The organism is Caproiciproducens galactitolivorans (assembly GCF_004768785.1).
Lineage (GTDB): Bacteria > Bacillota > Clostridia > Oscillospirales > Acutalibacteraceae > Caproiciproducens > Caproiciproducens galactitolivorans.
The window spans coordinates 17,092-36,664 of record NZ_SRMQ01000004.1; the positions used below are offsets into that span (position 1 = coordinate 17,092).

The 19,573-nt window shown below is 52.6% G+C and carries 20 protein-coding genes; 12 read left to right on the forward strand and 8 right to left on the reverse strand.

Translation table 11 applies throughout. The features are described 5' to 3' along the window. Positions 1-89 precede the first annotated feature (89 nt). The 9 genes from rbfA to CAGA_RS05855 all read left to right on the forward strand — a co-directional run bounded on the left by rbfA (position 90) and on the right by CAGA_RS05855 (position 9,366). Positions 90-446: a 30S ribosome-binding factor RbfA gene (rbfA, locus tag CAGA_RS05815; protein WP_135658821.1), complete on the forward strand. Its 357-nt coding sequence runs from the start codon at positions 90-92 to the stop codon at positions 444-446. Then, positions 439-1,383, forward strand: a complete 945-nt coding sequence (locus tag CAGA_RS05820) for a DHH family phosphoesterase (RefSeq protein ID WP_135658824.1) — start codon at positions 439-441, stop codon at positions 1,381-1,383. Before rbfA ends, CAGA_RS05820 begins: the two co-directional genes overlap by 8 nt. 21 nt (positions 1,384-1,404) lie before the next feature. Then, a complete protein-coding gene (gene truB, locus CAGA_RS05825; RefSeq protein WP_135658826.1) occupies positions 1,405-2,343 on the forward strand; it encodes a tRNA pseudouridine(55) synthase TruB in 939 nt (312 codons plus the stop codon). Then, on the forward strand, positions 2,340-3,278 hold the full coding sequence (gene ribF, locus CAGA_RS05830) for a riboflavin biosynthesis protein RibF (RefSeq protein ID WP_135658829.1): 939 nt from the start codon (positions 2,340-2,342) through the stop codon (positions 3,276-3,278). The genes truB and ribF overlap by 4 nt, the downstream gene beginning before the upstream one ends. A gap of 151 nt (positions 3,279-3,429) precedes the next feature. Then, on the forward strand, positions 3,430-3,693 hold the full coding sequence (rpsO, locus tag CAGA_RS05835) for a 30S ribosomal protein S15 (RefSeq protein ID WP_135658832.1): 264 nt from the start codon (positions 3,430-3,432) through the stop codon (positions 3,691-3,693). A 162-nt stretch (positions 3,694-3,855) separates the two neighbouring features. After that, on the forward strand, positions 3,856-6,105 hold the full coding sequence (locus CAGA_RS05840; RefSeq protein ID WP_135658835.1) for a polyribonucleotide nucleotidyltransferase: 2,250 nt from the start codon (positions 3,856-3,858) through the stop codon (positions 6,103-6,105). 271 nt (positions 6,106-6,376) lie between these two features. Beyond that, complete coding sequence (gene proB / locus CAGA_RS05845; RefSeq protein WP_135658837.1) at positions 6,377-7,177, forward strand: glutamate 5-kinase; 801 nt, start codon at positions 6,377-6,379, stop codon at positions 7,175-7,177. A gap of 23 nt (positions 7,178-7,200) precedes the next feature. Further along, a complete protein-coding gene (locus CAGA_RS05850; protein ID WP_135658840.1) occupies positions 7,201-8,445 on the forward strand; it encodes a glutamate-5-semialdehyde dehydrogenase in 1,245 nt (414 codons plus the stop codon). 18 nt (positions 8,446-8,463) lie between these two features. Further along, on the forward strand, positions 8,464-9,366 hold the full coding sequence (locus CAGA_RS05855) for a hypothetical protein (protein WP_135658844.1): 903 nt from the start codon (positions 8,464-8,466) through the stop codon (positions 9,364-9,366). Here CAGA_RS05855 and CAGA_RS05860 read toward each other — a convergent pair whose 3' ends face one another. The 3 genes from CAGA_RS05860 to CAGA_RS12640 are packed head-to-tail and all read right to left on the reverse strand — an operon-like array spanning position 9,367 to position 10,274. After that, on the reverse strand, positions 9,367-9,744 hold the full coding sequence (locus tag CAGA_RS05860) for a hypothetical protein (protein WP_135658847.1): 378 nt from the start codon (positions 9,742-9,744) through the stop codon (positions 9,367-9,369). A gap of 8 nt (positions 9,745-9,752) precedes the next feature. Continuing rightward, on the reverse strand, positions 9,753-10,103 hold the full coding sequence (locus CAGA_RS05865; protein WP_135658850.1) for a hypothetical protein: 351 nt from the start codon (positions 10,101-10,103) through the stop codon (positions 9,753-9,755). After that, positions 10,104-10,274 carry a hypothetical protein gene (locus CAGA_RS12640; RefSeq protein WP_167875171.1) on the reverse strand — a complete coding sequence of 57 codons (171 nt, stop codon included), beginning with the start codon at positions 10,272-10,274 and terminating at the stop codon, positions 10,104-10,106. 82 nt (positions 10,275-10,356) lie between these two features. Here CAGA_RS12640 and CAGA_RS05870 point away from each other — a divergent pair, with 82 nt between their 5' ends. Beyond that, positions 10,357-10,821: a YfcE family phosphodiesterase gene (locus CAGA_RS05870; protein ID WP_135658852.1), complete on the forward strand. Its 465-nt coding sequence runs from the start codon at positions 10,357-10,359 to the stop codon at positions 10,819-10,821. A 75-nt stretch (positions 10,822-10,896) separates the two neighbouring features. Beyond that, on the forward strand, positions 10,897-12,594 hold the full coding sequence (locus CAGA_RS05875) for a phospho-sugar mutase (protein ID WP_135658855.1): 1,698 nt from the start codon (positions 10,897-10,899) through the stop codon (positions 12,592-12,594). Between the two features lie 471 nt (positions 12,595-13,065). Here CAGA_RS05875 and CAGA_RS05880 read toward each other — a convergent pair whose 3' ends face one another. From CAGA_RS05880 to CAGA_RS05890, 3 genes are all read right to left on the reverse strand, one after another. After that, positions 13,066-14,238, reverse strand: coding sequence for an NAD(P)-dependent malic enzyme (locus CAGA_RS05880; protein ID WP_135658858.1), 1,173 nt, complete (start codon positions 14,236-14,238; stop codon positions 13,066-13,068). A gap of 25 nt (positions 14,239-14,263) precedes the next feature. After that, the gene (locus CAGA_RS05885) at positions 14,264-15,217 is read right to left on the reverse strand and encodes an L-lactate dehydrogenase (protein ID WP_135658860.1); all 954 of its coding nucleotides are present in this window, start codon (positions 15,215-15,217) and stop codon (positions 14,264-14,266) included. 165 nt (positions 15,218-15,382) lie between these two features. Continuing rightward, a complete protein-coding gene (locus CAGA_RS05890; protein WP_135658861.1) occupies positions 15,383-16,093 on the reverse strand; it encodes a response regulator in 711 nt (236 codons plus the stop codon). Between the two features lie 482 nt (positions 16,094-16,575). Between CAGA_RS05890 and CAGA_RS05895 the strand changes: the two genes are divergently transcribed. After that, a complete protein-coding gene (locus CAGA_RS05895) occupies positions 16,576-17,409 on the forward strand; it encodes a Cof-type HAD-IIB family hydrolase (RefSeq protein WP_135658863.1) in 834 nt (277 codons plus the stop codon). 133 nt (positions 17,410-17,542) lie between these two features. Here the strand turns inward: CAGA_RS05895 and CAGA_RS05900 are convergent, their stop codons facing one another. Both CAGA_RS05900 and mutY read right to left on the reverse strand, forming a co-directional pair. Next, positions 17,543-18,298, reverse strand: coding sequence for an SDR family NAD(P)-dependent oxidoreductase (locus CAGA_RS05900; protein ID WP_135658866.1), 756 nt, complete (start codon positions 18,296-18,298; stop codon positions 17,543-17,545). 212 nt (positions 18,299-18,510) lie between these two features. Continuing rightward, complete coding sequence (gene mutY, locus CAGA_RS05905; RefSeq protein ID WP_135658869.1) at positions 18,511-19,563, reverse strand: A/G-specific adenine glycosylase; 1,053 nt, start codon at positions 19,561-19,563, stop codon at positions 18,511-18,513. Between the last annotated feature and the right edge of the window lie 10 nt (positions 19,564-19,573).

Genomic DNA, 19,573 nt, shown 5'->3' on the forward strand with positions numbered 1-19,573 from the left:
CTTGCACGTTTTGTCACAGGCTGCCCGTTTTCCAAACCGAAGGTTATTTAAGAATAAACCCAATGAGTGTTATATTACGGAGGTATGAAATGGCCAGCCACAGAATGGGGCGCATTACCGAGGATATTAAACGCGAGCTTACGGCCATTTTCCGCGAGCTGAAAGACCCGCGGATCCAGGGGCTGATCAGCGTTGTCCGGGTAGAAGTTACCAACGATTTATCTTTCTGTACAGTTTATATCAGCGCGATGGAGGGAATGGAGCGCGCGAAGCAGGCGGTTACCGGGCTGAAATCCGCTTCCGGCTTTATCCGCCACGAGCTCGGCGCGCGCCTGCAGCTCAGGCATGTGCCGGAGCTGCTCTTCAAGCCCACCGATTCCATTGAATACAGCGCGAATATTTCACGGATACTCAATGACCTAAGGAGTGATAAAAAAGATGGTTAGCCGGAACGAAGCGGCTGAGTTCCTGCGCGGGGCGGATGATATCCTGATCCTGTGCCACCAATACCCCGACGGCGACACCCTCGGTTCGGCTACGGCGCTTTGCCGCGGGCTGCAAAAGCTTGGGAAGCGCGCCATGATCAAATGCTCCGACCCGATTGTGCCCAAGTACGATTACCTTTTCGGCGGCGTGGAGAAGCAGGAATTCACTCCGAAGGCGATTGTGGCGGTGGATATTGCCGACACACAATTGATCGGTGAGCCGAATCAAAGCTTGTACGGCGAGAAAATTGACCTATGCATCGACCACCATCCCTCCAATATGGGGTACGCGAAGCGTTCCTGTGTGGACCCGAAAGCGGCGGCGACCTGCGAGATTATTTTTGACGTGCTGAACCTTTTGAATGTGGAAATCGACCGTCAAATCGCGGACTGCCTTTATACGGGGATTACCACGGATACGGGCTGTTTTAAATACATTAACGTCACGCCGCGGACGTACCGCATTGCGGCGGACTTAGTGGAAAAGGGCGCGGACGGCAACCGCATCAACCGCGAAATGTTCGACACGAAATCCCGCGCGCGCATCGGGATGGAGCGCCGCGTGATGGAAACCATCCGTTATTATTACGATAACCGCGTCGCGGTCATTAAAATAACCTTGGAAATGATCCGCAGCACCGGGGCGACGGAGGGCGATATCGAAGGGCTTGCTTCGATCCCGCGTGCGATTGAAGGGGTGCTGGTCGGCGTTTCGCTGCGCGAAAAGCCGGACGGCACCTGCAAAGTTTCGCTGCGCGCTCGCCCGCCCATCAACGCTTCCGATATCTGCGCCGCATTCGGCGGCGGCGGACATGCTGGTGCGGCTGGCTGCACGTTTGATACCACCATGGATCAGGCGGAAAAGCAGATGCTGGAGGAAATTCGGAAACATATATGAAAATGCGAGGGAGGACGCGGCGTGAACGGCGTTATTGTATTGGATAAGCCGCGGGATTTCACTTCGTTTGACGTGGTCGCGGTGATGCGCCGGTTGTGCGGCGAGAAAAAAATCGGCCATACCGGCACGCTGGACCCCATGGCGACCGGGGTGCTGCCCCTGCTTTTGGGAAAGGCGACGCGGGCGGCTTCGCTTTTGACGGACACGGACAAGGAGTATGCGGCCGGGTTTGCGCTTGGCTACTCTACCGATACACAGGACAGCACCGGCAAAAAGCAACAGGAAAGCGCAAAAAAGGTAACAAGGGAACAAATTGAGGCGGTATTGCCCTATTTCCGGGGAAATATTTTTCAGCTCCCGCCTATGTACTCGGCGGTGCAGGTCAACGGCCAGCGGCTTTATAACCTTGCCCGCCAAGGCGTCGAGGTCGAGCGCGAAAAGCGCCCGGTAACCGTTTACCGGTTGGAGCTTACGGATTTTGACAAAAATACCCAGAGCGGCGGCCTGCTTGTGCGCTGCTCGAAGGGGACGTATATACGCACCCTCTGCGCGGATATCGGCGAAAAGCTGGGGACCTTCGGCGTTATGACCTCGCTGAGGAGGACTTCGGCGGCGGGCTTTACCCTTGCGCAGGCGATTACGCTGGACGAAGCGCGGGTGCTTTCCGTTCAGGGTTCGCTTTCGAAAAAGCTCCTGCCGGTGGAAAGCCTGTTTTTGCATTTCCCTGCGGTTCGGGTAACCGGGGCGCAGGCGAACCGGTTTCGAAACGGCGGCGGGCTTTCCCTGGACCGCACGTCCATTTCCCCCCGCGCCAGGGAAAACGGCGCGGTTTTCCGCGTCCTTTCTCCCAACGGCGTATTTCTGGGGCTGGGGAACGTGGATACCGGAAAAGCGGAGCTATGTGTGCTTCGCCTATTTTGTGACAGCATGGACAAAACAGATGGAGCGAAGACAAAATGAGGATAAACTATGATTTAACACCCGCACTCGCTAATACTGCGGTCGCGCTCGGTAGTTTTGACGGCCTGCACGTCGGCCATCAAAAGGTAATCGGTTCGGCGGTGGAAGCGAAAAAAGATGGGCTTTTGCCCGCTGTTCTTACCTTTGCGCGCAACCCGCTCGCCGATCTGGGCGGCTGCGCGGGCGGTGAAATCCTTTCGCAGGAACAGAAAATCCATATTCTGGAAAAATTCGGCGTGGAACAGCTCTATATCCTGAATTTTTCCACGATCAAGGATTATACCCCGGAGGAATTTGTGGACCGGGTGCTGATTCGGGTCTGCCATGCAAAGCAGGTTTGCTGCGGATTCAACTTTACGTTTGGCTGTGGCGGAAAGGGAAATAGCCACACGCTGGAGCAGCTTTGCGGCGAGAGGGGCTTGAAAACCAAGATTGCCGAAGCCGTCCTGCTGGACGGGGACACCGTCAGCTCCACGCGTATCCGCGGTTTGATTGCAAACGGGGACGTGGACGAGGCGGCCCGCCTTCTGGGAAGACCGTACGGTTACCGCTCGCCCGTTCTGCACGGGCGCAAGCTGGGGCGCAGGCTGGGAACCCCCACGCTGAACCAGGCGATTCCGAAAAATTTCGTGCTTCCCCGGTTCGGGGTTTACGTTTCCCGGGCTGTTTTTGGCGGGAAGGAATACTGCGGCGTGACCAATGTCGGAATTAAACCGACGGTCGGCTCGCCTTGCGTTTTAGCGGAAACTTGGCTTCCGGATTACAGCGGTGAGGATTTTTACGGAAAAACCGTCCGCGTGGATTTGATGAAGTTCCTCCGCCCGGAGAAAAAATTTGCCGGGTTGGACGAGTTGCGAGCGGAAATCCACAAAAACGGGGAACAGGCAAAGGAATATTTTCAAAAAAACAGGGCAATATTCGAACAAGGCATATAGAGGGCAAAAAACAATTTACAAAAAAAGTTTAGCATGTTATAATAAAAAAGTATGATGCCCCTTTCCCGGATAAAGGAGCAAGCCCCGCTGCGGGGAATTCACCAGCCTTTTTCTGCGATTGAGGGTCTATTATTAGAAAGGGTGGAAAATAATGTTAAAAGAAGAAAAGACAGAGATTATTAAAGAGTATGCTTTGCATGAGGGCGACACCGGTTCTTCCGAAGTGCAGATTGCGATTCTTACCAAAAGAATCAACGATCTTACCGAGCATTTGAAGACGCACCAGAAGGATCACCATTCCCGCCGCGGTCTTCTGAAAATGGTCGGTGCAAGAAGGAACCTGCTTAACTATTTGCAGAAACGCGATATTGAGCGTTACCGTTCCATCATCCAAAAGCTTGGTATACGCAAGTAATCCAGTCCTTTAGGGCAGGCGGCCATGCCGCCTGCCTTAAGGCTTTTTTATTAAAATCAAAAAACGGGCTGAAACGGGACTTAGCAGTGAAACGGGCGCCTGCGCGTTGGACGTCGGTTTTATTGCTAAACCTGTTTTTCCCGTTTGAATTGGAGGAAAACTATGTTCGAAAACTTTAAAGTTTATGAAACAGAGTTCGCCGGGCGTCCGCTGGTTATTGAAACCGGTAAAATGGCCCAGCTTGCGAACGGCGAATGCTTGGTTCGTTATGGGGAAACCGTGGTTCACGTTGCCGTAACCGCTTCCCCGAAACCGCGCGAGGGCGTGGACTTTTTCCCGCTTTCCGTTGACTTTGAGGAAAAGCTCTATTCCGTTGGCCGTATCCCCGGTTCTTTTCTGAAACGCGAAGGCCGCCCGAGCGATAAGGCGATTTTGACCTCCCGCGTCATCGACCGCCCGATTCGCCCGCTGTTCCCGAAGGATATGCGCAACGACGTTTCCGTTGTCTGTACGGTTATGTCGGTTGACCACGATTGCTCGCCGGAAATTGCCGCCATGGTCGGTACTTCCATTGCGCTCAGTATTTCCGATATCCCGTGGAAGGGCCCGATTTCGGGTGTTTCCGTCGGCTATGTGGACGGGCAGTATGTTATTAACCCGACCTCTGAACAGCGCAAGGTTTCCCAGATGGCCGTAACCGTTGCTTCCACCGAAACCCGCATTGCCATGATTGAGGCGGGCGCAAACATCGTTTCCGACGAGGTGATGTATAACGGCATTATGGCCGGGCACGAGGCAAACCAGAAAATTATTGCCTTCATTAAAGGGATTCAGGCTGAGATCGGCAAAGAGAAGTTCTCCTACCCAAGCAATGAGCCGGACGAGGAGATGCTCAACGCGATCAAGGAATTCGCCTTGGAAGATGTGAAGCTCGCCCTCGACACAGACGATAAAAACGTGCGAGACGCAAGGCTCAAACCCATTTATGAAAAGGTACACGCGAAATTCGACGAGATTTACCCCGACCAGGAGGCAAAGATCGACGAGTGTATGTATAAAACGCAGAAATATATTGTACGCCGCTGGCTTCTTGACGAGCAGAAGCGTGTGGACGGCAGAAAGATGGACGAGATGCGCCCGCTTGCTGCGGAAGTAAGCCTTTTGCCACGCGTGCACGGTTCCGGTATGTTTACCCGCGGCCAGACGCAGGTTCTGACCGTTGCAACCCTCGGCCCCGTCAGCGATGCCCAGATTCTGGACGGCATTGACGAGGAAGAAACCAAGCGCTATATCCACCAGTACAATTTCCCGTCCTATTCGGTCGGCGAAACAAAGCCGAGCCGCGGCCCGGGCCGCCGCGAAATCGGGCACGGCGCCCTTGCGGAGCGCGCGCTGGTTCCGGTTATCCCGAGCGTGGAGGAGTTTCCGTACGCTTACCGCCTTGTTTCCGAGGTGCTTTCTTCCAACGGTTCTACTTCCCAGGCATCCATCTGCGGCTCCACGCTTGCGCTGATGGATGCCGGCGTGCCGATTAAGGCACCGGTTGCGGGTATTTCTTGCGGCCTGATTACCGAAGGCGACCGCTGGATGACCATGGTTGACATTCAAGGGGTGGAAGACTTCTTCGGCGACATGGACTTTAAGGTTGCCGGTACGCACGAAGGAATTACCGCCATTCAAATGGACCTGAAAATTGACGGCTTGACTCCGGAAATAATCAAGGAAGCCCTTGAAAAGACGCATAAAGCAAGAAATTATATCCTTGACGAAATCATCTTGAAGACTATCCCGGCGCCGCGCGAAAAGCTTTCTAAGTACGCGCCGAAAATGTTCTCCACTTTAATTCCAATTGATAAAATCCGCGAAGTCATTGGCTCCGGCGGAAAGATTATTCAAAAGATCTGCGCCGAATGTGACGTGAAGGTTGATGTGGAAGAGGATGGGCACGTGTATGTTTCCGGCCTCGACGCCGAAAACTGCCAGCGTGCGCTGACCATCATCGACACGATTGTGAACGACCCCGAGCCGGGTGCAATCTACAACGGTAAGGTTACCCGCATTATGGACTTCGGCGCGTTTGTTGAAATTGCGCCGGGCAAGGAAGGTCTTGTCCATATTTCCCGTTTGGATGTGAAACGCACCGAGAAAGTGACCGACGCTGTCGATGTCGGCGACGAGGTCATGGTCAAGGTGCTTGAAATCGACGATAAAGGCAGGCTGAACCTTTCCCGCCGCGACGCTTTGATCGAGGTGGAGGGCCTGAAGCCGGAAAATGAAATTTCTGACGCACCGCGCCGTTCGTTCCCACGCAGGGATGACCACCGGCATGACGACCATCGCCGTAGCGACCGTCCGCGCGCAAGTAACGGTTTTATTGCCAATACCAATAAACCGCGCGGCTCCAAGAGCTGATCAAATACAATTTTTCTCCTGGGGTATCTGCCCCGGGAGTTTTTTTCTGCCCAGTGCAATTGATAGTAGCGCGGCCGAACCGACCGCGCTTTTTCTTCGATTTTGCGTATCATTCGAAACGCTTCTTCAAAATCATGTGAAAATGTGCTATAATTTTACTTACATGGACCCTGTAAAAGAATGTGAAAAACGGTTTTTCAGGCGGTGCAATGGCAGCCTGCCGGGAAGGAAATCCGCAAAAACAGGATCAATAAAATTTAGGAGAAAAGATATGTCGGCAATAACACAGGCAAAAAGAATCGTTGTCAAGGTAGGCACATCCACCCTGACGTATGAAAACGGAAAACTGAACCTGCGCAGGATGGAAACGCTGTGCAAGGTGCTGAGCGATCTGCAGAATTCCGGCAGGGAAATTATCCTTGTCACGTCCGGCGCAATCGGCGTGGGCGTTGGAAAACTCGGGCTGCCGGAACGACCGCAGGAAACGGAACGCAAGCAGGCGGTCGCGGCGGTCGGCCAGTGTGAGCTGATGTTTATGTACGACAAGCTGTTCGGCGAGTACAACCGGATGGTGGCGCAGGTTCTTCTGACCACCGACGTCATTGCGAATGAACATAATAAGCGCAATACCCAGAATACATTCAATGAGTTAATCAAAATGGATATTATTCCCGTTGTGAACGAAAACGACTCCGTTGCCATCGACGAGCTGGTTGGCAACAATTTTGGCGACAACGACACGCTTTCCGCAACGGTGGCAAGGCTGGTCGATGCCGATTTGCTGGTCATCCTGACGGATATCGACGGCCTGTATGATGCGAATCCGCGCGTGGACGCGAATGCCAAACGCATCCCCTATGTGCCGGAGGTCACCGATGAAATCCGGCGACTTGCGGGCGGCACTGGCTCCAACCGCGGTACGGGCGGCATGAGCACTAAGGTGAGCGCGGCGGCTTATGCCAACGAAGCGGGTATCCCTTGCTGTGTGATGAGCGGCGCGGACCCGAAATCCCTGTACCAGCTTTTCGACGGCGTACAAATAGGGACAGTTTTCGGCACGAAAAAGAAGTAAGATAGAACAAAGGGGGTAACGGCATGACCGTATTGGAGCAGATGGGGAAAAACGCGAAGGAAGCGGCCCGCGCGCTGGCAACGGCGGGGTCGTTAAAGGACAAGGCGCTTCTTCAAATGGCCGCGGCAATTGAAAGCGGCGAAAGAGAGATTCTTGCCGCCAACGCGCAGGATGTGAACACCGCGCGCCAAAGCGGTATGAGTGAATCTCTGCTGGATCGTTTGACGCTGAACCGCGACCGTATCCTTGGCATGGCGGAGGGGATCCGCTGCGTGGCGGCGCAGGAAGACCCGGTCGGCACCATCGTGGGCGGGGGCGTTCGCCCAAACGGGCTGAAAATTGAGCAGGTGCGCGTCCCGATCGGAGTTATCGGCATGATCTACGAAGCAAGGCCGAACGTCACGGCCGATGCGGCGGCGCTCTGCCTGAAAGCGGGCAACGCGGTGATTCTGCGCGGCGGAAAAGAAGCCTTCCTTTCCAACCGGTGCGTGGCGGAAATCCTGCGCGGCGCGATTGAAAAAGCCGGGCTGCCGAAAGACGGAATCCAGCTTGTACAGGATACCAGCCGCGCGTCCTCCTTAGAAATGATGCAGCTTACCGGATATCTCGACGTGCTGATTCCCCGCGGCGGGAAAAGCCTTATCCGGTCCGTGGTGGAAAATTCGCGGGTGCCGGTGATTGAAACCGGCGCGGGCAACTGCCATGTTTATGTGGACGACAGCGCCGACATCGATATGGCGGCGGAGATTATTTTTAACGCAAAGACTTCCCGCCCGTCCGTCTGCAACGCGATTGAAACCATTCTTGTCCATAAGGATATTGCGGAAAAGGCGCTGCCCGCCATCAAGGCGCGGCTGGACGAAAAGCATGTGGAAATCCGCGGCTGCGAACGGACGCGCGCAATTCTGGGCGGAGATATCGTCCCCGCGCAGGAGGAGGATTGGGTGACGGAATACCTTGATTTTATCCTCGCGGTCAAAGTGGTGGACAGCATCGACGAAGCGATTGACCATATCGCGCGGTATTCCAGCGGGCACAGCGAGGCCATCGTTACCCGAAGCTATGAGCGCGCGCGGGAATTTACCGAGCGGGTCGATTCCGCGGCAGTCTATGTCAACGCCTCCACCCGTTTCACCGACGGCGGCGAATTCGGGCTGGGCGCTGAAATCGGAATTTCCACACAGAAGCTGCACGCGCGCGGCCCCATGGGCGTAAATCAGCTTACCTCCACAAAGTTTATTATCAGTGGAAGCGGTCAAATACGATAGAAAGCGGAGTTTATTCAGATGAGCAAAAAACGAAAGAAATCCATTCCGGGCTTTTCAGCCGACTATCGCGATGCTTATAACAAGCCCAATCAGAAGATAGACCCCGTTGAGCCGGAGGAAATGGAGATCGACGATTTCCTTCCAGAAGACGAAACCAACGGCGATGAAGAGCTTTTAGCCAAATGGGATGACGGTTTGAACCCAGATGAGCCGGAGGATGCCGTGGAGCCGGAACAGCCGGCAGAGCCCAAGCGCACCGGTACGCACCGGCGCCGCCGTTACGGCGTGGCGGCCGGCACCCTGGTGCTGCTTCTTGCGCTGGTCGGCGTATGCTTTATTGCCGGGACAATCGGAAAGAGCATTTACCGCGCGGCTACCGACGACAGCAAGCTGCGAGCCTATGATTCCTTCCTTACAACCGTCGTCATGCAGGATCCGCAGCCGTTTGCTTCGCCGGATAAGGCCGATGAGGAATTTGTGCTGAACGCTTCGCTTTGGAAAACGATTACGGCGAACGGCGGTTCCAACTACAACAGCTACGACGACAGCGGAAGAGTCCTTGTTCCGCTTGGCGACGTGGTAAACGCTTGCCATGAGCTTTTCGGGCCGGACTGCCAGCTTCAGCCCAAAACACCGGCCAAGGAAACCTTTTTTGAATACAATTCCGAAAAGAACCAGTTCCATGTCGCACTATATTCTTCGGACAGCAGCTTCACGCCCTATACGGAAAGCGCAAAAAAGCAGGGGGATACCACCGTGCTGCGTGTCGGATACGTTTCGCCAAGCGACGCGTCGCGCAACCAGACCACGAGTGCCGTTGTAACCCCCAAGCCTACAAAATATATGGAGTACATACTCAAATCCGATCCGAAAACAAATCAGGAATACATCTACGCCATTCGGACACCGCAGGAAAAGTAATCACAGCACCAGATAAAGCAGCGCGAAGATCAGCCCGGTGTCCGCGCGCTCTTCAATGAGGAGCAGCATCAGCACTAGGATGAGCGTTCGCTCGCTGTCGTCGAACAGGGTGTCGAACAGATTCCGGAACGGAACCATCTGACCTCCTGTGTTGTTGGAATGCTGCGGAGTGGGCTTTTCTGCCGGGGAAGCGGTTGGCGCAGCCGCCGAACGCTGGGAGGACGGGGCATTGTTGCGTGCCTGGTTTGCCCCCGGCGGATTCGGGATATTTCGATTCGACTGTGAAACAGCAGCCTGTGCGCGCGACTGCATTTCGCGCGCGCGCCGGATTGCATCTTGCTGTAGGCGCTGCATATCGTAATTGTAACTATCAGCCATGTTCCACCTCAGAGAATACCGCTGCTTCTTAGCAGCGGTAGCAACCGGACCAGTTGAAGGATTTTAATGGATTCGTCCAGCTTTTTTTGGCGCGCCGGGCTTAAAAGCGGCCGCAGGGCGCGCAGCAGCCGTGTGTTGTCGTCTTCCTGCCGGAAGTTGGACAGCAACGGCATAATTCTCGTAACCATTTGCAGGACTTCCGTATCAATTCCCGGGGAGCCCCCCTGCGCCGGTTCCTCCGGCGCAGGGGGCGGCTGTTCTTGTACCGCGCCGCCCAGAAGCCCGGCAAGGCTCTTCAGCTTTTCCAGACTGCCGGGATTGTTCAGCAGCTCGCCGAGCTTCGCGGCAAGATCATCCATTTATTTTCCTCCCTTGAATTTCTTCATCATCTCTTGCGCCTGCGGCGTGCTTAATATTTTTTCAACCTGTGTTTTATCCGATAAAATACTGTCAAGCTTCTTTTTGTCTTCCGGGCTGAGCTGCTTGAGAAGACTTTGCAGGAGCTTTTGGTTTTCCTCCTTGCTTTGCATACAATCACCCCGCTATCATTGTATGATACGGGAGTTTAATATATGACGGCCACGGGCCGCGAATCATCTGGAGGTTTTGTTCATGCGAATATTAGTGGTCTCGGATACGCACCGGGACGAAGCAAATCTTCGGCAGGCGATTTTAAGCCAGCCCTCCGCCGAAGTGGTTATCCATCTTGGCGACGGTGCCGACGAAGCGTTGCAAATGAAAGACAGTTTTCCTGAAAAAATGTTTCTGCTTGTCCGCGGGAATTGCGACTGGAGCAGTACGCTGCCGAACGAAGGGGAAATTACCCTTTGCGGCAAGCACATTCTATATACCCATGGGTATACATACAATGTAAAATACGGATTGTATAATATTACCATGGCGGCGCGCGAACGGAAAGCGGATATTGTCCTGTTCGGCCATACCCATGATGCGCTGACCGATTACGAGGACGGGCTGTATCTGATGAACCCCGGTAGCCTGCATGGATCCAGGGGAACATATGGAATAATCGACCTATCCGCCGCCGGTGTTGTGACCAATATCCTGAAAATTTGATTGACACCTGGTAAAACAAATGGTAATCTTTAGTTGTTGATAAGCAAAAAATCTCATGAGGAAAGGGATGTCTCTATGTCTGAATTTGAAAGATGGCTCCGTATGGAGCTGGACGACTCCGATTTGACGGAAGAGTTGAAAAGTATAAAGGACCAGCCGGATGAGATAAACGATAGATTTTACCGCAATTTGGAATTTGGAACAGGCGGGCTTCGCGGCGTAATCGGCGCGGGAACCAACAGGATGAATGTTTATACCGTCCGCAAGGCAACCCAGGGACTTGCGAATTATCTGAACAAGCACGGGAGAAATCCGTCGGTTGCAATTGCGTACGACAGCCGCATAAAGTCCGACGTGTTCGCAAAGCAGAGCGCGGCGGTCCTGGCGGCAAACGGTATTAAAGCGTATATTTATCCGAAGCTTTCACCGACCCCAACGCTTTCCTACGCGGTTCGTCACTTAAAATGCGATGCGGGCATCTGCGTTACAGCAAGCCATAATCCCGCCAAATACAACGGGTACAAAGTTTACGGAAGCGATGGCTGCCAGATTACGCTGGAGATGGCGGACGAAGTTCTGAGTGAAATTAACAGCTTGGATATTTTTGAGGACGTTAAACGCATCTCTTTTGACGACGGTCTGAAAAACGGCATGATTGAGTATATTAAGGATGAAGTAATCCACGCATTCCTGAGTGATGTGCTTAAGCAGAGAGTTCTGAAGGACGACTGCTCCAACCTGAAAGTGGTGTACACGCCGCTGAACGGCACGGGGCTTGTCTGTGTAACCCGTATGATGAGCTTAATCGGCATTCAGGATGTTACTGTTGTTCCGGAACAGGAATATCCGGACGGAACCTTTAAAACCTGCCCGTTCCCGAATCCCGAAATCAAAGAGGCGCTGCAGAAGGGATTGGATCTTTGCGAAAAGGTACAGCCGGATCTGTTGCTTGCAACCGACCCGGACTGCGACCGCTGCGGAATCGCGGTAAACCAGAACGGGAAATTCGTACTGATGAGCGGCAACGAAGTCGGTGTGCTCCTGCTCGACTTTATCGCCCGCCACCGCAGGGAGAATGGCACTCTGCCAAAGAATCCGGTTGCGGTGACAACCATCGTCAGCACCGATATGGCGGACGCGGTTGCGAAGGACTACGGCATAGACATGGTGCGTGTGCTTACCGGTTTCAAGTATATCGGCGACCAGATTGGCCTGCTGGAGGCAAAGGGCGAAGCCGACCGTTATATTTTTGGATTTGAAGAAAGCTATGGCTATCTTTCCGGCAGTTATGTCCGCGACAAGGACGCGGTAAACGCAAGCATGCTCATCTGCCAGATGGCTTATGCTTATAAGCAGAAGGGCATGACCCTGGTAGACGCGATGGAAGCGCTCTATCACAAATACGGCTACTACGAAAACGCGCTGCTGAATTTTGCCTTTGAGGGCGAAGAGGGCATGAAGCGGATGGCCCGGATTATGCAGAACCTGCGCGAAAATGTGCCGGCGGAAATTGCTGGCGTAAAGGTGGCCGGCTGGAGCGATTACGAAGCTTCCAAGCGCTGCGACGCGGGCAAGATAAGCGAAATCAAGCTGCCGAAGTCCAATGTGCTGGAATACCGGCTGGAAAACGGAAGCAAGCTGACGGTACGTCCCAGCGGAACCGAACCCAAAATCAAGATCTATATTTCTGCGAAGAGCAAGGAAAAGGCGGCTGCGGAAGAGCTGATTGAAAAGCTGAAAGAAGCAGCGCCGGTAGTTTTTGGAATTCAATAAAAAATAGCAAAAGAGTATTGACAAACAAGTTTGTATGTGCTATTCTATCTATAGTTATACAGCACAGAACAATCGAGGTTCGCGCGATATATTGGAATTAGCGCCATGCATTTTTGCATACCATCCGTTGGATGGTAAGGTCTGTATAATCTGTAAGAACAAGAGGTTAGGGAATCTTCCTTAACCTCTTTTTTTGAATTTTCTACAAAAAATTAGCTATTAGAATACGAAATATCCGGCATTAGGGGGCTCTGAGGCGCTCTATTTTGCGTCGGGTTTTTCCCTTTTCCGCTCGACCATTCGTTGCGGCAAACAAGCTTTCTCAACGCGCTTTCGGTGCATTTTCAGCGTGTTTATTTTATAAAGCGAATACGGGGAAAGCAAGAATCTTTCATGTTTTTATTATATAAAAAACAGCCCCGCCCTTCCCGCAAGGAAGGACGGGACTGGATTGTTTTATCCGTAGAGGAATTAGATTCTTGCCACGCCGGATTTGCGGGCAGCTTCGGCAACTGCCTTTGCAACGGCGGAAGCAACATTGCGGTCGAGGGCGCTCGGAATGATGTAATCGGCAGAAAGCTTGTCGTCGGAAACAAATCCGGCGATTGCATACGCTGCCGCAATCTTCATTTCGTCGTTGATGTCGCTTGCGCGTACGTCAAGCGCACCGCGGAAGATGCCAGGGAACGCCAGAACGTTGTTGATCTGGTTGGGGAAGTCGCTGCGGCCCGTGCCAACAACGGCTGCGCCTGCGGCGAGGGCAATGTCCGGCATGATTTCCGGAGTCGGGTTTGCCATCGGGAACAGGATCGGGTCCTTGTTCATGCTCTTGACCATTTCCGCCGTTACGCAGTTTGGAGCGGAAACGCCGATGAATACGTCGGCACCCTTGAGCATGTCCGCAAGGCTTCCGCTGCGCTTTTCGTGGTTGGTGATCGCGGCCATTTCCTCTTTCTCTTTATTCAGGCCGTCACGTCCCTGGTAAATCGCGCCATGGCGGTCACACATGATAACGTCCTTCAGGCCGAGCGCGATCAAGAGTTTAATAATTGCGATGCCGGCCGCGCCCGCGCCCGAGGTAACAACGCGGATTTCGTCCAGTTTCTTGCCGGTCAGCTTCAGCGCGTTGAGCATGGCGGCAAGGGTTACAACGGCGGTGCCGTGTTGGTCGTCGTGGAAAATCGGAATGTCGCAGCAGGCTTTTAACTTTCTTTCAATTTCAAAACAGCGGGGTGCGGAGATATCCTCCAGGTTAATGCCGCCGAAACTTCCTGCGAGCAGACGGATCGTGTTGACGATTTCGTCCACATCTTTGGATCGAACGCAAAGAGGGATCGCGTCCACATCACCAAAGGTCTTAAATAACGCGCATTTACCTTCCATAACCGGCATGCCGGCTTCCGGGCCAATGTCGCCCAATCCGAGAACTGCGGTGCCGTCGGTTACGACTGCCACCAGATTGGAACGGCGGGTCAGCTCAAAGCTCTTGTTAACGTCCTTCTGAATCTCCAGGCAGGGCTGCGCTACGCCCGGAGTATAGGCAAGGGAAAGATCCTCGCGGGTCTTTAGCGGTGCGCGGCAAATCATTTCGATTTTACCGTTCCATTCGTAATGCTTTTTCAGCGATTCCTGTGCGTAATCCATGAATATACATTCCTTTCAAAACAAATTAAATATTGAGAGACGAAATAGTTTCCTTCAATACGTTTGCACTATGGACGAATTTTTCCTGTTCCTCAGCAGTCAGATCGGGCACCTCCATCGGCGCTGCACCCCGCGCGTTGATAATGTACGGTAGGCTCAGGCACACGTCGTTAATGCCGTAAGCGCCGTGCAGCATGCCGGAGCAGGTGACAACGGTGTTGGTGTTGCGGAGGATGCAGGTGCAGATATGGCGCGCCGAAAGTGCGATGGCATAGAAGGTGGCGCCCTTCAGCTTGATAACCTGTCCGCCGGAGGTATGTACATCTTCCACGATCTGGTCAAGGTCAAGACCCGGGAAGTCCGGATTTTTTGCCTTCATTGCGTTAAGATAGTGGTTCAGCGGCATGCCGCCAATGCTGGCGAGGGACCACGGAACCATGGAAGAATCGCCATGCTCGCCAAAAACATCCGCGTGAACGTTTTTGGGGCTGATTTCGATTTTGCTGGCGATGATTTCGCGCAGGCGGGCGGAATCAAGCAGAGTGCCGGAACCAATTACATGGGATTCCGGAAGACCCGTCACTTTCATGATCGTATAAGTGATGATGTCGACCGGATTGCTTACAACGACATAAATCGCGTCCGGCGCGTAACGAACCGCGTCTGGCATAACGCTCTTGATAATGTTGACGTTCCCCTGTGCAAGGTCGATCCGGGTCTGACCTGGTTTGCGGGCGCTGCCCAGTGTGACGATGACAATGTCGGAATTCTTGATGTCGCAGTAATCACCGGCATAGATGTTGACCGGCGGGCATAGTGCGGTGCCCTGGATAATATCCATTGCTTCGCCCTTTGCTTTGTTTTGATTGATATCGACCAGTACGATTTCAGAAGCGACACCGCTTACCGTAAGGGTGTATGCGATGGTTGCGCCAACGTTGCCCGCACCTAAAATGCTGATTTTCGTCCCTTTTTTCATAACAATCCCTCCGACTTAAATGTAAAATTTCCCAATAGAGCGTTTAAATGCCGAAAGTAACGAAATGGATAAATTATGCTAAATTTCATTACAAGCGAAATAAAAGAACTAGTGTTAAAAAAATAACGCATATTTTTACAATAATTTGCACAAAAAAAAGTAAGATCACATTTTTCCGCTCACGCTCATGCGGTAGCCGACCCCGGCTACGGTTTGGATGTACCTTGGATGTGCTGGGTCCTGTTCGATTTTTCTGCGGATATTGGCCATGTTTACCCGCAGAATCTGGTGGTCACTTTGCGCAAAATTTCCCCAGACGTGGTGAATAATGTGCGAATACGTAAGTACATTGCCCGCGTGGCTTGCAACCAGCGATACGATTTTGAATTCAATCGGCGTCAGATGTACGTCCCTGCCGTCTACGGTGACAAGATGCCTTTCGAAATCGATGAACAGACCACCCCTGCGGTAAACCCCGCCGGGAAGATCTTCGCCGGATTCCATTTTCATGCCATGACGGATCGCGGTGCGGATTCGGGCAAGTAATTCGGCTGTGCCGAACGGCTTTGTAATATAGTCGTCAGCGCCCGAGTCAAGCGCCTGAACCTTTGTTTTTTCATTTCCCCGTGCAGACACGATAATAATCGGAATTCCAGACCATTTCCGAACGGCTTTCAGAACTTCCATTCCGTCCATATCGGGAAGGCCTAAATTCAAGAGGATAACATCCGGACAATGTGACGAAACCATCGATAAGGCAAAAGCACCGGTTTCGGCTTTGAGCGGACGATAATTGTCGGCGGCCAGTACGGCAGCAATATGATCGCTTACGGCGGCCTCGTCCTCAACAATTAAAACTGAAGCTTTGCTCGTCATCTTATTCAGCTCCCCTCAGCGGCAGCTATATTTCCGTTCCCGCTCCATTATCGCCTGCTTTGTTTTCCTTTGCTTTTTGTGTCATGGATCCCTTTTTGCAAGCGGACTGCGGTTTGCAATCAAAATGGAGATAGGGACAACTCCTTTCGGCTTGGTTATGCAGGTTAAAGCGTCCTTTAATCTGCATACCGGAACACTTGCCGTAGCATGAACCCGACCCCTGTTCAATTCTCTGATTCCAATCACTTCCCGCCAGTATCATAGTTTATTAAAAAATTACGGTATTCGCATATATTATATCACAGGTTATTTAAAGAAAGAAAGGGCAAAACCATAAAGAAAACGTTAAGAATTTCTGTGTATATTGTATATTTGGAATAAAATGTAATTTTGGGGACAAGTAAATTCGGAAAGCCGTTTCCCTTGTGGGCGGACCATGGTATAATAAATAAGAATTAAGAAAAACACAGGGGGAAAATACATTGAACATTAAGCTGATTGCGCTGGATATGGATGGCACCTCGTTAAAAACAGATAAAACCATGTCGCCGAAAACCACCCGGGTTTTACGGGCCGCAGCGCAGCGCGGAATACACATCGTTCCGGCGACCGGGCGCGTACGCAATCTGATCCCCGACCAGATTCTGGAAGTTGGCTCCATCCGGTATGCAATCACGGCAAATGGTGCAACGGTTGTGGATTTGGAAAACGACACCGTGATTTACGAGAACCTGATGACCGAAGAACAATCCGGCCGCTTGGTAAAATACCTGATGGGCTGCAATGTGCTGGTGGAAGCCTATACCGGCGGAGACTCCTATGTGCAAAAAAGCCAGCTTGACCTGGTTTCAACCTTTAAAGATTATCCGCAGCTTTATGTCGATATGTTTCTGAAAAAACAAATTGCCGTAGATGATCTGCCGGAATTTCTGAAAAAGGGGAAAAGAAGGCTGGAAAAAATCAATGTTCCTTTCATGGAACCGGAGGTGCGGGAGAAAATCTGGAACAAGCTCAGCGAAACCAATGAGTTTGCCCTGACGTCCTCGTTCAACAATAACCTTGAAATCAACGGTGCCACCACAAATAAGGGGGACGCCCTTCGGCATCTCTGCGAAAGGTTGGGCATTAAAGCGGAAGAGGTCATTGCATTTGGTGATGAAACCAATGACCTTAAGATGCTTGCATTCGCCGGATGCGGCGTCGCCATGCAAAACGGCTGCGACGCGGCAAAGAAGGCTGCCGACTTCGTAACGCTCTCAAACGACGAGGACGGTATTCCCTACGCTTTGGAAAAGCTGGCGGGAATTAAAGCATAAGCCCGGGGATGTAACATAAAGGAAGTTTTTCCAAATACATAAAAATGCGCCTCGATTCAGCCGGTAAAGCTGTTTCAAGGCGCATTATTCATACGGTTATTTCCACCGGTTTCGTTGCAGGACGACAACCCGCCTATTTTCCGCTTTTGCGCTTCTGCATGTGGTAGGCAACTTTCAAAAGCTGTTTGTCCGGCAGGAACCTTCCGAATCCGTGGGCGAGTTTCATGGTTATTCCCGGAACAATAACCAGCTTTCCCCGGAACATTTTGCGGATAGCGTATTCGGCAACATACCGGCTTTCCAGCCCTTTTACGCTGAATTTTACGTCGGCAACCTCGTCGAACTCCGTCCGGACGGGGCCGGGGCAGAGCGCACAGATGCGTACCTTGCTGCCCGCGCGCCGAAGCTCCTCGTAAACTGCCTGCGTCAACCGGAGGACATACGCTTTTGTCGCGTAATAGGACGACAGAAGCGGACCGGGCTGGAAAGCGGCCGCGGACGCAACATTCAGAATATAGCCGGAATTCCGCGCTTTGAAATCCCGCAGGAAAAGCTTTGTCAGGATATGCACCGCCCGGACATTCGTATCGATCATCCGAAGCTCCCTTTGCAGGTCGGTTTCGTCGAACGCGCCGAAAACGCCAAAACCCGCGTTATTGATTAGGATATCAATGTGCTCGCCCTTTACCTGTTCGTAAAGCTGGATGCACGCGGCGGCGTTGGACAAGTCGGCGCAGATGATTTTCACGTTGGTTTTTAATTCGTTCTTTACCTGCTCCAGCCGTTCCAGCCGGCGCGCGACTAGAATCAGATCAAAACCCTGTTCGCTCAGCACAGCGGCTATGTCGCGCCCGATCCCGGAACTGGCGCCTGTAATCAATACTTTCATACAATCTCCTTTTTCGGCTTCTTATTGCTCTACTTTCAAAATAAACTCAAAAAACTTGCATTGTTCATAATTTATTCATTGTTTATTAAAATAATTTGTGCTATACTACAAACGAAAAAGAGGAAGAGGAAAATAGCCACGCAATACAACTATTCAGAAGACCGTCATGCCGGACTGCACCGGATGGCGGCCTTTCCGTTTTTACAGGATTTTTACTGTGTCCGCATAAAATAGGCAAGGCACTTCCCAAACGCGGCCGGTATGCTGTACGTTTCCGCAAGCTCCCGCTGCCCCGCCCAAACGAAGGCCTGCGTTTCCGGCAATGCGATGGGGACAAGGTAGTTGGTCATATGCCATTCGATATGGGAAAAAATATGCTTGGAAGGGGGGATCGGTACGATCTTTTCCGCCGTAACGCCCAAGATTTTCAACTGTTCTGCCGCTTCCTGTGGAGAAAGCTTGCCCAAAACATTCGGAAATTCCCAGAGCCCGCCTAAAAGCCCTTTGCCCGGCCGCTTTTGAAGCGCTGCCCTGCCTTCGTGAAGAAGCAGGAAAACCGTCCGCTCTTCGATTTTCCGCTGCTTTTTTGCAGCTTTTATGGGCAGCTCCCGCTGCGCCCCCAGCGAATGTGCGGTGCAGAGCGAAGAAAGCGGGCATTCCCCGCATTTCGGTTCGGCGTTTGGAAGGCAGACCGTTGCCCCCAGCTCCATCAGGGACTGGGTAAACGTCCCAGCCTGCTTTTTCGGATAGATTTTTCTTAACCTGTCCGCAAATTCACGCTTTACGGCGGTTTCACTAATATTTGACCGGTCACCCGTCACGCGCGCGATGACGCGCAGAACGTTGCCGTCCACTGCGGGAACGGGCTCGCCGTAGGCGATAGAGGCGACTGCCCCGGCGGTGTATTCCCCGATTCCGGGAAGCCGGAGCAGTTCCTCCGGCTTTTTGGGAAGAACGCCGCCGTAATTTTTCATAACAACCCGCGCCGCCTTTTGCAGGTTGCGCACGCGGCTGTAATAGCCCAGCCCCTCCCACAATTTTAAGAGCTGTTCCTCCGGCGCGTCTGCAAGCGAGGAAATCGTGGGCAGCTCGGACAGAAAACGTTCAAAATAAGGTTTCACAGCCTTAACCCGTGTCTGCTGAAGCATAATTTCGGAAACCCATACACGGTACGGCGTGGGGTCGTCCCGCCACGGGAGGGCCCTTGCGTTTTCCGCGTACCAGCAAAGCAGAGGCTGCACGATTTTCGTAAGTTGATTTTCCATGAACCGTCCT

Excerpts from the sequence above, each read along its gene's own strand:
- CAGA_RS05820 (WP_135658824.1), top strand. The coding sequence starts at position 439 with ATGGTTAGCCGGAACGAAGCGGCTGAGTTCCTGCGCGGGGCGGATGAT.
- mutY (WP_135658869.1), bottom strand. The coding sequence starts at position 19,563 with ATGGAAAATCAACTTACGAAAATCGTGCAGCCTCTGCTTTGCTGGTAC.
- CAGA_RS12640 (WP_167875171.1), bottom strand. The coding sequence starts at position 10,274 with ATGCAAAGCAAGGAGGAAAACCAAAAGCTCCTGCAAAGTCTTCTCAAG.
- ribF (WP_135658829.1), top strand. The coding sequence starts at position 2,340 with ATGAGGATAAACTATGATTTAACACCCGCACTCGCTAATACTGCGGTC.
- CAGA_RS05880 (WP_135658858.1), bottom strand. The coding sequence starts at position 14,238 with ATGGATTACGCACAGGAATCGCTGAAAAAGCATTACGAATGGAACGGT.
- CAGA_RS05860 (WP_135658847.1), bottom strand. The coding sequence starts at position 9,744 with ATGGCTGATAGTTACAATTACGATATGCAGCGCCTACAGCAAGATGCA.
- CAGA_RS05885 (WP_135658860.1), bottom strand. The coding sequence starts at position 15,217 with ATGAAAAAAGGGACGAAAATCAGCATTTTAGGTGCGGGCAACGTTGGC.
- CAGA_RS05900 (WP_135658866.1), bottom strand. The coding sequence starts at position 18,298 with ATGAAAGTATTGATTACAGGCGCCAGTTCCGGGATCGGGCGCGACATA.
- rbfA (WP_135658821.1), top strand. The coding sequence starts at position 90 with ATGGCCAGCCACAGAATGGGGCGCATTACCGAGGATATTAAACGCGAG.
- CAGA_RS05890 (WP_135658861.1), bottom strand. The coding sequence starts at position 16,093 with ATGACGAGCAAAGCTTCAGTTTTAATTGTTGAGGACGAGGCCGCCGTA.
- CAGA_RS05850 (WP_135658840.1), top strand. The coding sequence starts at position 7,201 with ATGACCGTATTGGAGCAGATGGGGAAAAACGCGAAGGAAGCGGCCCGC.
- CAGA_RS05840 (WP_135658835.1), top strand. The coding sequence starts at position 3,856 with ATGTTCGAAAACTTTAAAGTTTATGAAACAGAGTTCGCCGGGCGTCCG.
- proB (WP_135658837.1), top strand. The coding sequence starts at position 6,377 with ATGTCGGCAATAACACAGGCAAAAAGAATCGTTGTCAAGGTAGGCACA.
- rpsO (WP_135658832.1), top strand. The coding sequence starts at position 3,430 with ATGTTAAAAGAAGAAAAGACAGAGATTATTAAAGAGTATGCTTTGCAT.
- CAGA_RS05855 (WP_135658844.1), top strand. The coding sequence starts at position 8,464 with ATGAGCAAAAAACGAAAGAAATCCATTCCGGGCTTTTCAGCCGACTAT.
- CAGA_RS05870 (WP_135658852.1), top strand. The coding sequence starts at position 10,357 with ATGCGAATATTAGTGGTCTCGGATACGCACCGGGACGAAGCAAATCTT.
- CAGA_RS05865 (WP_135658850.1), bottom strand. The coding sequence starts at position 10,103 with ATGGATGATCTTGCCGCGAAGCTCGGCGAGCTGCTGAACAATCCCGGC.
- CAGA_RS05875 (WP_135658855.1), top strand. The coding sequence starts at position 10,897 with ATGTCTGAATTTGAAAGATGGCTCCGTATGGAGCTGGACGACTCCGAT.